We start from the raw sequence: 13,894 nt of genomic DNA, 5'->3' as shown, positions 1-13,894 counted from the left end.
GCCTGCGTCATCAAGGCACAAGACGGGTGCGTGATACATCTATATCCCGTCGCGGTGGCCGCGGCAGCCGGACCGGGCGGTCCGGTGCGAGGACTGTGAGGTGGGACGCGTGCAACTGACCCCGCACGAGCAGGAAAGACTGCTCATCCATGTGGCGGCGGACGTCGCGGAGAAGCGCCGGGCGCGCGGGGTGAAGCTCAATCACCCCGAGACGATCGCGCTCATCACCTCGCACATCCTGGAAGGCGCCCGCGACGGCCGGACCGTCGCCGAACTCATGTCGTCGGGCCGGAAAGTGCTCAGCCGCGACGACGTCATGGAAGGCATCCCCGAGATGATCCACGACGTACAGGTCGAGGCGACCTTCCCGGACGGCACCAAGCTCGTCACCGTCCACCACCCGATCGCCTGACGGGGAGCGGCCGCCGATGATCCCCGGAGAGATCCTGTACGCCGACGACCCCGTTGCTCTCAACCAGGGCCGCCCCGTCACCCGCCTCACCGTCCTGAACGCCGCCGACCGGCCCGTCCAGGTCGGCTCCCACTACCACTTCGCCGAGGCCAACCCCGGTCTCGACTTCGACCGCGCCGCCGCCCGCGGCCTGCGGCTGAACATCGCCGCGGGCACCGCCGTGCGCTTCGAGCCCGGCATCCCCGTCGACGTCGAACTCGTCCCCATCGGCGGACGGCGCATCGTCGCCGGTCTGCGCGGGGAGACCGGAGGTGCCCTCGATGCCTGAGCTCGTACGCCCCGTGTACGCCGACCTGTTCGGCCCCACCACCGGCGACCGTATCCGGCTCGCCGACACCGACCTGCTGATCGAGATCGAGGAGGACCGCTGCGGCGGACCCGGACGCGCCGGTGACGAAGCGGTGTTCGGCGGCGGCAAGGTGATCCGCGAATCCATGGGCCAGGCGCGTACGACGCGTGCCGACGGCGCACCGGACACCGTCATCACCGGCGTTGTGGTCCTCGACCACTGGGGCATCGTCAAGGCCGACATCGGCATTCGGGACGGACGGATCACCGGCGTCGGCAAGGCCGGCAACCCCGACACGATGGACGGCGTACACCCCGACCTCGTCATCGGGCCCGAGACCGAGATCATCGCCGGCAACGGCAAGATCCTCACCGCCGGCACCATCGACGCGCACGTCCACTTCATCTCGCCGACCATCGTCGACCAGGCGCTCTCCTCCGGCATCACCACGCTCGTCGGCGGCGGCACAGGACCGGCCGACGGCACCAAGGCCACCACCGTCACGCCAGGCGGCTGGCACCTTGCCCGGATGTTCGAGGCGCTGGAGCACTACCCCGTCAACATCGGGCTGCTCGGCAAGGGCAACACCATGTCCCGCGACGCCATGCACGCCCAACTCCGGGGCGGCGCCCTGGGATTCAAGATTCACGAGGACTGGGGAGCGACCCCCGCCGTCATCGACACCTGCCTCGGTGTGTGCGACGAGACCGGCGCCCAGCTCGCCATCCACACCGACACGCTGAACGAAGCCGGGTTCGTCGGCGACACCCTTTCCGCCATCGCCGGGCGCACCATCCACGCGTACCACACGGAGGGCGCGGGCGGCGGGCACGCCCCGGACATCATCACGGTCGTGTCCGAGCCGTACGTCCTGCCCAGCTCCACCAACCCGACCCGGCCGCACACCGTCAACACGATCGAGGAACACCTCGACATGCTGATGGTCTGCCACCACCTCAACCCCGCCGTGCCGGAAGACCTGGCCTTCGCCGAGTCCCGGATCAGGCCCTCCACCATCGCGGCCGAGGACATCCTGCACGACCTCGGCGCCATCTCGATCATCTCCTCCGACTCCCAGGCCATGGGCCGCATCGGCGAGGTCGCGATGCGTACGTGGCAGACCGCGCACGTCATGAAGAAGCGCCGCGGCGCGCTGCCCGGTGACGGGCGGGCCGACAATCACCGCGCGCGTCGCTATGTCGCCAAGTACACGATCAACCCGGCCGTCGCGCAGGGCCTCGACCACGAGATCGGCTCCGTCGAGCGCGGCAAGCTCGCCGACCTGGTGCTGTGGGACCCGGCCTTCTTCGGCGTCAAGCCGCAACTGGTCATCAAGGGCGGGCAGATCGCGTACGCGCAGATGGGCGACGCCAATGCCTCCATCCCGACCCCGCAGCCGGTCATGCCCCGCCCGATGTTCGGCGCGCTCGGCAAGGCGCCCGCCTCCAACTCCCTGAACTTCGTCGCGGACGCGGCGATCGAGGACGACCTGCCGGAACGCCTCGGCCTCGGAAAGCGGTTCGTACCGATCAGGAACACCCGTCGCGTCACCAAGGCCGACATGCGGGAGAACGACGCCCTCCCGCGCGTCGAGGTCGACCCGGACACCTTCACGGTGACGATCGACGGCGACGTGGTCGAACCGGCTCCAGCTGCTGAACTCCCCATGACCCAGCGCTACTTCCTCTTCTGACGGGACGGTCCTGGCATGAGCCGCGCAGCCCTGCTCGTCCTCTCCGACGGGCGATTCCCCGCCGGCGGCCACGCCCACTCCGGCGGGGCCGAAGCGGCCGTCAAGGCGGGACGTATCCGTAACGACCGCGACCTGGCCGCCTTCTGCCGGGGCCGCCTGCACACCACCGGGCTCACCTCGGCGGCGCTCGCCGCCGCGGCCGCACTCGGCATCGATCCGCTCGACCTGGACGAGGCGGCCGACGCCCGTACGCCGTCACCCGCCCTGCGGGCGACGGCCCGCAAGCTGGGCCGGCAGATGATGCGGGCCGCCCGCGCCACCTGGCCGTGCGCCGAGCTCGACGCGCTGGCGGCCGCGCGGCCGCGCGGCGCGCACCAGCCCGTCGTGCTCGGCGTCGCCGCCGGCGCGGCGGGGCTCGGGCCCGAGGACGCCGCGCACTGTGTCGCGTACGAGACCGTCAGCGGTCCCGCCACCGCGGCGGTACGCCTCCTCAGCCTGGACCCCTTCGAGGCCACCGCCGTGCTCGCCCGCCTCGCACCCGAACTCGACGACGTCGCGCGCCGCGCGGCCGAAGCCGCCCGCCGCGCCCTCGACGAAGGCACCGGCGCGCTGCCCGCAGCTTCCGCACCGCTGCTCGACATCACGGCGGAGGCTCACGCGGCATGGCCCGTACGCCTCTTCGCCTCGTAGGACCGCACTCGTGACATCGCTTTCGTAACACCGCTCTCGCAACACCGCCTAGGAGCCGCACCATGCACCTCGACCACAGCCACGACAGCGCCATGGAGGTCAGCGCCGACGCCGCCCGCCCCGACGGTACGAAGCGGGCCCTGCGCATTGGACTCGGCGGCCCCGTCGGCTCCGGCAAGACCGCCACCGTCGCCGCCCTCTGCAGGGAGCTGCGCGAAGAGCTGTCCATCGCCGTCGTCACCAACGACATCTACACGCGCGAGGACGCCGAATTCCTGCTGCGCAACGCCGTACTGCCGCCCGAGCGCATCCAGGCCGTCGAGACCGGAGCCTGCCCGCACACCGCGATCCGCGACGACATCTCCGCCAACCTCGAAGCGGTGGAGGACCTGGAGGACGCGGTCGGGCCGCTCGACCTGATCCTTGTCGAGTCCGGCGGCGACAACCTCACCGCTACGTTCTCCAGGGGGCTCGTCGACGCGCAGGTCTTCGTCATCGACGTGGCGGGCGGCGACGACATCCCGCGCAAGGGCGGTCCCGGCGTCACCACGGCCGATCTGCTGGTCATCAACAAGACGGACCTCGCTCCCTACGTCGGCTCGGACCTCGGCCGGATGGCCCGCGACGCCAAGGAGCAGCGTGGCGAACTCCCGGTCGCTTTCACCTCGTTGACCTCGGGAGACGGCGTGAAGCCGGTCGCCGACTGGGTGCGCGAGCGGCTCGCCGCCTGGTCCGCATGACCACCGCCATGGCGGCCCTCGCCCCTGCGGGCATCGAGGCCACAGCCCGTATCACCGCCGTCCCCGACGGCCGGGGCGGCACCCGCCTGCCCGTGCTGGAGAGCGACGGCCCCCTCGCCCTGCGCCGCACGCGCGGTACGGGCCCATACGCCCGTGTCACCGTCGTCGGAGCGATGAGCGCGCCGCTGGGCGGCGACCGGCTGGCGATCGAGGCCGACGTACGAACGGGTGCCGCGCTGGCCGTGGACTCGGCAGCGGCGACGGTCGCCCTTCCCGGGCGGACCCCTGAGCCCGCGCGCTACGACGTGCGGTTGACCGTCGGCGAGGATGCGGACCTGCGCTGGCTGCCGGAGCCGCTCATCTCGGCGCGCGGCAGCGAACTGCGCATGACCACCCGCGTCGAACTCGCCGCCTCCGCCCGCCTCGTCCTGCGCGAGGAGCAGACCCTCGGAAGGTACGGCGAAGAGGCGGGCACACTCATCACGCGTCTCACTGTCCACCGCTGCGGCCGGCCGCTCCTCGACCAGGAGCTGTCGTACGGTCCGGGGGCGCCCGGCGGCTGGGACGGGGCAGCGGTGCTCGGCGGGGGGCGTGCGACCGGTCAACTCCTCGTCGTGGATCCGGCCTTCGGGGATGAATGCCCCGAAACGCGACTATTGGGGGATGGTGCGGTCCTCGCCCCGCTCGCGGGCCCCGCCGTGCTGGTTACGGCAGTGGCGGCCGATGCGTTGCAGCTGCGGCGCGTTCTGGACGGGGCACTTCGGACATTTGGGTGACGGCCGGTTGCACCGCTCACCGGGACACGGCTCACCGGTTATGGGATTGGTAAAGAAACGCCAGTACGGCCTGTTGCCCTGGGCCTCTAAGGCGACAGGATTCGGCCGTACGACTGACCACTGCCGCCTCGCGCGGCAGAACAATCCCAGGGGGAGACCCACTTGAGACGCTCAGCAGCGCTCGGCTCGGCCGGCACTCTGATAGCGGGCACGCTGATGGCAGGCGTCATGGCCGCGCCTGCGGCCGGTGCCGACGGCCGCCACAGCGGCAGCAGCACGTCCGAGGCGCGCGGCGTACAGATCGCCGCCGACCGTGCGGCGAAGGCGGGCATCGACTGGCAGGACTGCCCCGCCGACTGGGGGATCGCCAAGCCCATCCAGTGCGGCTGGGTCACCGTCCCGGTCGACTACGCGAAGCCGAACGGCCGGAAGATCAAGATAGCCCTCGACCGCATCGGCAACACGGGGACCGAGAAGGACCGTCAGGGCGCTCTGCTCTACAACCCGGGCGGCCCCGGCGGCTCGGGCATGAGGTTCCCGACCCGGGTCACCAAAAAGAACCCGATCTACACGAAGATGGCGAAGGCGTACGACTTCGTGGGCTTCGACCCGCGCGGTGTCGGCCACTCCTCGCCCATCTCCTGCGTCGATCCGCAGGAGTTCGTCAAGGCGCCCAAGCTCGACCCGGTGCCCGACAGCGAGGCCGACAAGCGCGCCCAGCGCAAGCTCGCCGCCGAGTACGCGGACGGCTGCAAGGAGCGCAGCGGCTGGCTGCTGCCGCACATGACCACGCCGAACACCGCACGCGACCTGGACGTCGTCCGCGCCGCGCTCGGTGAGAAGAAGCTGAACTTCCTCGGCGTCTCGTACGGCACGTACCTCGGCGCGGTCTACGGAACGCTGTTCCCGGGCCACGTCCGCCGCATGGTCGTCGACAGCGTCGTCAACCCGTCGAAGGAGAAGATCTGGTACCAGGCCAACCTGGACCAGGACGTCGCCTTCCAGATGCGCTGGAACGACTGGAAGGAATGGGTCGCCAAGAACGACGCCACCTTCCACATCGGGGACACCCCCGAGAAGGTCGAGGCGCAGTGGGTGAAGCTGCGCGCCACGGCCAAGAAGGACCCGATCGGCGGCGTCGTCGGTCCCGCCGAGCTCATCGGCTTCTTCCAGAGCGCTCCGTACTACGACTCCGCCTGGGTGCCTGTTGCCGAGACCTGGAGCAAGTACATCGCGGGTGACACCAAGGCGCTCGTCGACGAGATCGCGCCGGACATGTCGGACACCGCGGGCAACGCGGCCTCGGAGAACGGCAACGCCGTCTACACGGCCGTCGAGTGCGCGGACGCCAAGTGGCCGACCAGCTGGAAGAAGTGGGACCGGGACAACACCAGGCTGCACAAGGACCACCCGTTCATGACGTGGGCCAACGCCTGGATGAACCTGCCCTGCGCCACCTGGTCGACCAAGCAGCAGACGCCGCTGGAGATCAAGTCCGGCAAGGGTCTGCCGCCGGTGCTGATCGTGCAGGCCACGCGTGACGCCGCCACCCCGTACGAGGGCGCCGTCGAGCTGCACAAGCGCTTCAAGGGCTCGCGCCTGATCACCGAGAAGGACGCCGGCTCGCACGGCGTCACCGGGCAGGTGAACCCGTGCATCAACGACCGGGTCGACACCTACCTGCTCACCGGGAAGACCGACAGCCGCGATGTGACGTGCGCCCCGCACGCCACGCCGAAGCCGTAACGGCCTGAACGGGTGAGGGGGCGGCCGGGATTTCCGGCTGCCCCCTCCTTGCGCTTAGGGCGTGTCCGGCGGATCATGCCTGGGCCGCGGGCCTGGCACGCACTCCCCCTAGGCCTTAAGGGCCAGGGGGACCCCCTCCGGCGTTGTCGTCGGTCGGCGACTCCCTCAAGTTCTCGACTGCGCTCGAACAGGGGAGGCCCCCATCGCGTCGACTCCCTCCTCCGCCTTGCAGCTGCACGGACCAGGCCCCGCTCACCAGCACCGAGAACGAGCCGCACCCTGAAGCCGGCCTGATCCGCCGGACACGCCCTACCGGCGCGCGAGCCAGGCGTCCTCGTCCGCGTAGTCGAACGGCCCGCCGCTGCCGGGCTCGTACCTCTGCGACAGCTTGGGGAACGCCTCCCGCCAGTCCTGGCGGCGGAGCTCCTCCGCCAGCCACTCCACCGTGGCGGGCAGCGAGTCGGCGTAACCGGTGACGGCCCGGTAGCCGAGTTCGCGCCCGGCGGCCGACATGTCGTACACGACGGGATGGCCACCGCTCCAGGGCGTCTCCCCGACCGTGCCCACCGGCGGCGGCCCGTCCACGAGCACCAGCTCGCTCCGTACGCCCATGACCTCGTCGATCGCCGTACTGATCTCCGCGACCGTCGGCACATCGGGATCACCGGCGTTGAGCACCCGCGCACCGGGCCGCGCCGCCGCCAGCCGGATCAGTTCCGCGAGGTTGGAGACATGCACCGGGTGGAACCGGCTGAGGCCGCCGTGCGCCAGAATCCGCACCGGCCGCCCGTCCAGTGCCCGCTTGACGAAGTGGATCTCGCGCGGTGTCCGGCAGTACGGCCCGTGGATGGCGCCCGCGCGCAGCAGGGTCGTCGGCAGCCGGTCGGCGGCGGTCAGCAGATGCCGTTCGATCGCGATCTTCCTGGTCCCGTACGTCGCGTCGCCCGGCGCCACGGTCGGCTGGGTCTCGGAGATCGGCACCGGGTACTGCGGGAACCCGTCGGGCTCCTCCTGCGTGTCGAAGCTCCGGCCCTTGTCGTCCTCGTAGACGGCGCCACTGGAGATGACGACGGCGGACCCGATCCGGTCCGCGAAGGCCGTCAACTGCCGTGCGTGGCACGTCTCGAACGCGACCATGTCCACCAGTACGTCGCATCCGTCACCGAGCGCCGCGGCCAGCGCCGCGTCGTCCTCGCGGTCGACGGCGACTGCCCGTACACCGTCCGGCCAGGTCTCGTCCCGGCCCCCGCCACGGGAACCGGCCCGTACCTCCCAGCCGTCCTCGGCGAGCGCCCGTACGGCTGCCCGCCCGATCTGTCCCGTCGCTCCGACAACGAATGCGCTTCCCTTGGTCATACCAGGGACGCTAGGCGCCGAGGATCCGCAGGCACAGGCGCTTTCGCCCTGCGCTGATTCGCCGTCAGCGCAGTACTCGCGGGAACTTCTTCGCCTGCTCCGCCTTGACCTCGGCGGCGTACCGGTCGACGTACTCCTGCCCGGAGAGCCCGAGGATCGCGTACATGATCTCGTCGGTGACCGCGCGGAGCACCGCCTTCTCGTTCTCCATGCCCGCATAGCGCGAGAACTCCAGCGGCTCGCCGAAACGGATGGTGACGCGCTTGATGCGCGGTACGACCTGTCCGGGCGGCTGGATCTCGAACGTACCCACCATGGCACACGGCACCACGGGCACCTGCGCCTTGAGCGCCATCGCCGCGACGCCGACCTTGCCCTTGTAGAGGCGGCCGTCGTGCGAGCGGGTGCCCTCCGGGTAGATCCCCAGCAGCTCGCCCTTGCTCAGCACGCCGAGGCCCTCGCGGATCGCCGCCTTTCCCGCCTCCTTGCCCGATCTGTCGACCGGGATCTGTCCGGCGCTGCGGAAGAACGAAGCGGTCAGGCGGCCCTTGAGGCCGGGACCCGTGAAGTACTCGGCCTTCGCAAGGAAGGTGATGCGCCGACTGATGATCGCGGGCATCAGGAAGTGGTCCGAGAACGACAGGTGGTTTCCGGCTACGATCGCCGCCCCTTCTTCGGGGATGTGCTCAAGGCCTTCGATCCTCGGTCGGAACAGCAGCCTCAGCAGAGGCCCCAGAAGCACGTACTTGAGCACGTAATAGAACACGGGGGGCGCTCTCCTCACTCCGCGGGACCGGCTCCAGGGCTGCGTTGTGCCAGGTCATCAGACGTGCCGGGAGAAACCAGTCTAGGCGGACGTGTTCCAGCGGGTAAGCGTCGCTGATCAGACACTTCCTGGCTCAATGTAAACGTCCCTGACGCTTAGTCAGGCGCCCTGTGCCGCCCCTTCTGCCTCCGTTGCCCCTCCCGCCTCCTCGGCCTCTTCCGCCTCTTCCGCCTGTTCCGTCAGGGAGCGCACGAGCGGAGACACGGCAGTGCCGAGCAGCGTCGCCGTGGCGATCGCGCCCAGCGTGATGGCCCAGGCAAAAGGCCCCAGGGGGGTGCAGCCGAAGAACTGGCTGATGCCCGGGGTCTGGATGATCGCCGCGAGCACCGCCGCCGAGCCGAGGCTCGCCGCAAGGACGTTGCGGTCCAGGCCCCCGGTGGCGAGCGTCTGCGCCAGCTGCGTGCCGACGACCGCCGCGAGCGCCACCGTACTGGCGCGGCGTCCCCTGCCTGTCACACGTGCCGCGCCCCAGGCCAGGCCCGCGCCGGTGGCGGTGATGGCGCCGCGCAACAGCATCTCGTTGGTCAGGGCGGCACCGAGGGAGCGGCTGGGACCCTCCTCCAGGAGCCGCTTGCCGACCTGGCCGGTCGGCTCGCGCACCGCGATGGCCAGCGAGGGCGCCAGGTCGGTGAGCAGGTTGACCAGCATGATCTGGCGGGCGTTGAGCGGCGTACGGCCGGTGAGCGAGGAGACGAGCACGCTGAAGGTGACCTCTCCCAGATTGCCGCCGATGAGAATGCCGAGCGCGGCCCTGACCGACGCCCACATGGCACGGCCCTCCATCAGCGCCGAGACGATCGTCTCCAGCCGGTCGTCGCTGACGACCAGGTCCGCGGCGGCGGTCGCGGCAGGGGTGCCGCGGCGTCCCAGGGCGATGCCGATGTCCGCGAGCCGGATGGCCGGTGCGTCGTTGGCTCCGTCGCCGGTCATGGCCACGACCCGGCCGACGCGCTGATAGGCCTGGACGATACGGACCTTGTGGTGCGGACTGCAGCGGGCGATGACGTCCACCGTCGGCAGCAGCTCGTCGAGTCGGTCGTCGTCGAGCTCGTCCAGCTCGGCGCCGGTGCAGACCTTCGGCTCCGTGACCTCGCTGATGGTGGAGGCGATGGCGTCGGCGGTGGCCGGGTGGTCGCCGGTGAGCATCACGGTCTGCACGCCCGCCTCTCGCAGCCGCGCGGTCGCCGGGGCGGCGCTCGTACGGACCGGGTCGGCCAGCGTGATGAACCCGAGGAACACCAGGTCCCGCACGATCTCGTCGGTGAGTTCTTCGTCCGTGCCCATACGGCGCTCCGCCACCGCCAGTACCCGGCGCCCCGCGCCCGCGAGCGCCTCCGCCTCGCCCGTCAGCCGCCTGACCGCCTCTTCGTCGAGCGCGGCCTGCTTGCCGCCCGGCTTCCTGTGCCCCGTGCAGCGTTCCAGTACGTTCTCCGGCGCTCCCTTGACGCTCAGCAGCAGGCCGTGCGTGGTGTGCCCGGAGGTCGCGTGGAAGGCACGGGACGGCTCGAAGGGCAGCGTGTCCATACGCCGCCAGCGGGAGGCGCCCTGCCGTACGGCGACCCGGGCGCTGCGCGCACCGGCCGTAACGGCGCGGTCGGTCTGGTGGGCCATGGGCTCCGCCTGCCGTGCGGGCGGGGTGGCACGCAGCGCGGCCGCGAGCACCTCCTTGCGCGACGAGTCGAGCCGGTCCACCGGCAGTGCGCTCTCGCCGTCGCTCACGGCCGCGAGCTGGAGTTTGCCCTCGGTGAGGGTCCCGGTCTTGTCGAAGCAGAGGACATCGGCGCGGCCGAGCGCCTCGATCGTGCGCGGGTTGCGTACGAGCGCACCGACGTCGGCCAGGCGCCGGGCGGCGGCCAGTTGGGCGGCGTTGACGAGGAAGGGCAGCCCCTCCGGGACGGAGGCGACAGCCAGGTTGACCGCCGAGGCGAGGTTGTCGGTCAGCGGGTGTCCGTGCAGCAGACCCGCCGCCGCCACGGCACTTGCCGACCCGAGCGCTACGGGCAGGCTGGCCCGGGTGAGCGAGGCGAGCCGGGCCTCGACACCGGTTTCGGGCGCCGCCTGCCGGGCGGTGGCGAGGCTGCGCCCGACTTCCGTACTCGATCCGGTGGCCACGACGACGGCCACGGCCCGGCCGGCGGACACCGTGGTGCCCTCGTAGACCATCGAGTGGCGGCCGGTGATGTGCGTGGCGACGACCGGGGCGGGGTCCTTGCTCACGGCCATGGACTCGCCCGTCAGCGACGACTCGTCGACCTCGAGCCCCTCGGCCTCCAGCAGCCTGCAGTCCGCGGGTACGACGTCCTCGGGGCGGAGCAGGACGATGTCGCCCTCCACCAGTTCTCCGGCGGTGACCAGCCGTTCGCGGTTTCCCCGGCGTACGCGTGCGCCGATGGCCGAGCGGGCGAAGAGCTCCGCCAGAGCGCGCTCGGTCCTGACCCGCTGGAAGCCGCCGATGAGTGCGGAGGCTCCGGTGATGGCGGCAACGAGCGCCGCGTCGGTACGAGAACCGACAGCGGTGGCGAGAGCGGCACCGGCGGCGAGAACGGGCGTGAGCGGGTTGGACAGTTCCTCGATGAAAGCCGTCGGCAGGGTCAGCCGCGACGGCCCGCTCCCCGCGTCGGAGCCCGCGCCGCCGGCCCGCGAGGCCGCCTCGTCGGAAGTCAGGCCGTCGGCGGTGCTTCGCAGGCGCTCCAGCACCCGGTCGGTGGGCATCAGGTGCCAGGGCACGCTGGTCACAGGCGGGGCGAGAGGGCGGGCGAGCAACTGCCGGGCACGCCAGCCGCCCAGGCAGAACGCCACGGCCCCGGCGGTGTTGCCCACCGCCATCGCGCGCGCGGCCGCCTGCCGGGCCGGGGCCCGGAGCGCGGCGACCGCGCCGACTCCGCTGCCGCCCGCGGCGAGTACGGCACTGTCGTGGTCGACCCGCGCCGCCATGCCCACGGCGTCCACGATCAGCCCCGCCGATTCGAGATCGGCGCCGACGATCAGGTGGGCACCCCAGGCCGGGGGGTCGCCCTCGCGGTGCACGCCGACGCCGCAGTCGGCCGCTCCCAGCGCCCTGCGGTTCCCGGAGACGAGCAGGATGACCGCACCGTCGGCCTGGAGGCCGCGTACGGAGGCCACGAGGCGGCCGCCCGCCGGTACCACCGCGTCGGCGAAGGAGAACGCCGGGGAGGCCCTGTCGGTGGCCAGCACCACCCGGGCCCCCGCGCGGCGGGCGGCCGCCGCCACGGCCTCGGCGCCCGGGGCCGTCTGCATCGCCAGCCCCGCCACGGCCTGGAGCCTGCGCCCCTTGGCCAGGCCCAGTGCGCGCTCGCTGCCCCTGCGCCGCAACTGTCCCTCGGCCTGGCGGCCCGTACGCCCCGTCAGTTCCAGGTCGGCGAGCGGTCCGATCACCCAGCCGTCGTCGTCGCGGACGGTGCGAAGGGGAGTGTCCGAGTCGAACAGGGCGAAGAGCCGTTCCGCGGTCCGTTCGGGATCGGCGCCGCTGAGCAGTTCGAGGTCCACCGGTTCGTACCGGTCGCTGCGGAGCGTGTCCTCGTCCAGGACCACAGTGTCCACCTGCCCGAGCCGCCGCAGGGCGCCCCGGTCCATGGTCACGACCCCCCGCAGCGACAGGGCCCTGCCCAGGCTGGTGGCGAAGCCCTCCCTGCCCGCCTCCGGAGCCTTGGGTACGGCCGACAGGGCGACCGCCAGCCCCCGCCGGGGCCCGGCGAACGGGGCCGCGAGGGCGCCGGCCGCGATGCCTGCCGCCACGGCCCGCTCGGCATAGCGGTCCGCCGTGTCACGCGGGGTCGGCCCGGCCCGGTCGACCACGATGGGCTCGGCCGAGGCGTCGTCCGGCCCGCTCACGAGCCGGGGCTCGGCCTCCTCCCAGGTCGCCCGTTCCGCGGTGGCTTCCCGCCACTGGGCAACACGCTGGAGCGCGTCCAGGGCGATGCCTCCGCCGCGAGTTGCCACACCCTGGGCCAGGGCGCTGACCACGGGCAGTACCGACTCGGCCTGCTCCGGACTGCTGACGGCGACGGCCAGGTGGCGCAGCCTGGGGTGGTACTGGAGAGCGCCCGCGAGCGCTCCGGTCTCCGGAGGCAGCCTGAGCCACGGCGCCAGCTGCCTGAAGGTGGCGATGCCGAGTCCCACGGTGTCCGCGGTCAGCGCGGACACCGACTGACGGGTCTTCGGGCCCTCGCACGGATGGTGCGGCTCCGGGCACCACTCGTCGAACTCGTCCGGCCGGGCCGCGTAGTTGGCCTCCGCGCGCTCGACGAGCGCGACCAGCTCCCGCTGGGACGGCGGCGGCGAGACCACCGCAGCCACCACGCGCTCGGACGGCGCGTTGACCCGGGCCCACAGCACCCCCGGGTGCCCCTCAAGGGCCCGCTCCACGCCCTCGGAGACCCGCGCCCCTCCCGCGCCGTGCACTCCGCGGACCTCGATGTAGCAGCGCCCGGGCCGCGACCACACCCCGCGTCGCGGCAGTCCCATGAGCTGCGCGGTCACCTCGGCGGCACCTCGCACACCGGCCGCCACGCCGTAGGTCACACCGGACGCGATCGGCCCGAGCAGCGGCGGCGCCGACAGACGCAGTCCTGGGAGCAATGACATGGGCTAGGCCTCCGGTCCGTCGTCGCGACGTGAACTCAGCCCGAGTAGCCCCTCCAGTCTCAGTCAACCGTCGGGGAACGGCCACGCCGCGGCACACGGCACGCCGTTACGGCGTCCACTACCCTGAGATAGAGGCAATTCACCCCATACCGCACCTGTGGATGTGAGATCCGTGGCCACCTCCACATCACCCCTCGAGGCAGGCGCCACGGCGCTGCCGAAGAACGGGCAGAAGCGCACGATCACCATCACAGTCCCGTCGTTCCCCCTGCCGTCCGCCGGCCGAGTCGCGAGCGGCGCGGCGAACGCGGTGCTGCTGCCGTTCGCGGTCGCCCGCCGGGTGCTCCCCGCCAAGGGCGGTCTGCCGCTCTACCTCGGTCTCGGAGCGCTGGGCGCCGCTGACATCATCGACTGGCCGGTGGCCATCGGCATCGGCGTCGGCTACGCGGTGCTCCGTCCCGGGAGTACGGACACGGGCAAGGGACCGGGTACGGGGCCGAGCAAGGAGGAGCGTGGCGATGTCAGTTGAAGGGTCAGTCGAAGGCGTCCTGATGGAGAACGAGATGTCTGTTCCACCGGAGCCCGACCCCGTGCCCCCCTTGCCGCCCGACCCGGTACCTGCTCCGCCACGGCGGCCCGCCCCTGTCCCACGCCCTGACCGAGTACCTGATCCCCCGGATGCGCCCGCTTAGACGAGACGT

General features: G+C 71.8%; 11 protein-coding genes. 8 read left to right on the top strand and 3 right to left on the bottom strand.

All coding sequences use genetic code 11. The features are described 5' to 3' along the window. Nucleotides 1-109 precede the first annotated feature (109 nt). The 7 genes from J7I98_RS07285 to J7I98_RS07255 all read left to right on the top strand — a co-directional run bounded on the left by J7I98_RS07285 (nt 110) and on the right by J7I98_RS07255 (nt 6,406). Nucleotides 110-412 carry an urease subunit gamma gene (locus tag J7I98_RS07285; RefSeq protein ID WP_214919763.1) on the top strand — a complete coding sequence of 101 codons (303 nt, stop codon included), beginning with the start codon at nt 110-112 and terminating at the stop codon, nt 410-412. Nucleotides 413-428: 16 nt separating this feature from the next. After that, a complete protein-coding gene (locus J7I98_RS07280) occupies nt 429-740 on the top strand; it encodes an urease subunit beta (RefSeq protein ID WP_214919762.1) in 312 nt (103 codons plus the stop codon). Next, on the top strand, nt 733-2,454 hold the full coding sequence (locus J7I98_RS07275; protein ID WP_214919761.1) for an urease subunit alpha: 1,722 nt from the start codon (nt 733-735) through the stop codon (nt 2,452-2,454). The genes J7I98_RS07280 and J7I98_RS07275 overlap by 8 nt, the downstream gene beginning before the upstream one ends. Nucleotides 2,455-2,469: 15 nt before the next feature. Further along, the gene (locus tag J7I98_RS07270; protein WP_214919760.1) at nt 2,470-3,144 is read left to right on the top strand and encodes an urease accessory protein UreF; all 675 of its coding nucleotides are present in this window, start codon (nt 2,470-2,472) and stop codon (nt 3,142-3,144) included. Between the two features lie 62 nt (nt 3,145-3,206). After that, nucleotides 3,207-3,884: an urease accessory protein UreG gene (gene ureG, locus J7I98_RS07265; protein WP_214919759.1), complete on the top strand. Its 678-nt coding sequence runs from the start codon at nt 3,207-3,209 to the stop codon at nt 3,882-3,884. Further along, the gene (locus J7I98_RS07260; protein WP_214919758.1) at nt 3,881-4,660 is read left to right on the top strand and encodes an urease accessory protein UreD; all 780 of its coding nucleotides are present in this window, start codon (nt 3,881-3,883) and stop codon (nt 4,658-4,660) included. Before ureG ends, J7I98_RS07260 begins: the two co-directional genes overlap by 4 nt. A 162-nt stretch (nt 4,661-4,822) precedes the next feature. After that, nucleotides 4,823-6,406, top strand: coding sequence for an alpha/beta hydrolase (locus J7I98_RS07255; RefSeq protein WP_251020271.1), 1,584 nt, complete (start codon nt 4,823-4,825; stop codon nt 6,404-6,406). A 309-nt stretch (nt 6,407-6,715) separates the two neighbouring features. On the opposite strand, the gene J7I98_RS07250 is transcribed toward J7I98_RS07255, so the two are convergent. The 3 genes from J7I98_RS07250 to J7I98_RS07240 form a co-directional block, all read right to left on the bottom strand. Beyond that, nucleotides 6,716-7,762: an NAD(P)-dependent oxidoreductase gene (locus J7I98_RS07250; RefSeq protein ID WP_214919757.1), complete on the bottom strand. Its 1,047-nt coding sequence runs from the start codon at nt 7,760-7,762 to the stop codon at nt 6,716-6,718. A 64-nt stretch (nt 7,763-7,826) separates the two neighbouring features. Further along, on the bottom strand, nt 7,827-8,528 hold the full coding sequence (locus J7I98_RS07245; protein ID WP_214919756.1) for a 1-acyl-sn-glycerol-3-phosphate acyltransferase: 702 nt from the start codon (nt 8,526-8,528) through the stop codon (nt 7,827-7,829). 159 nt (nt 8,529-8,687) lie between these two features. Next, nucleotides 8,688-13,193: a cation-transporting P-type ATPase gene (locus J7I98_RS07240; RefSeq protein ID WP_214919755.1), complete on the bottom strand. Its 4,506-nt coding sequence runs from the start codon at nt 13,191-13,193 to the stop codon at nt 8,688-8,690. A gap of 172 nt (nt 13,194-13,365) precedes the next feature. On the opposite strand from J7I98_RS07240, the gene J7I98_RS07235 reads away from it, so the two are divergent. Further along, entirely contained in the window at nt 13,366-13,722 is a 357-nt protein-coding gene (locus J7I98_RS07235; RefSeq protein WP_214919885.1) for a hypothetical protein, read from the top strand. Nucleotides 13,723-13,894 lie beyond the last annotated feature (172 nt).

Source organism: Streptomyces sp. ISL-98 (assembly GCF_018614055.1).
Taxonomy (GTDB): domain Bacteria; phylum Actinomycetota; class Actinomycetes; order Streptomycetales; family Streptomycetaceae; genus Streptomyces; species Streptomyces spiramyceticus.
Note: the sequence above shows the minus strand (reverse complement) of the source record. Positions and strands in the feature narration are given on the sequence as shown.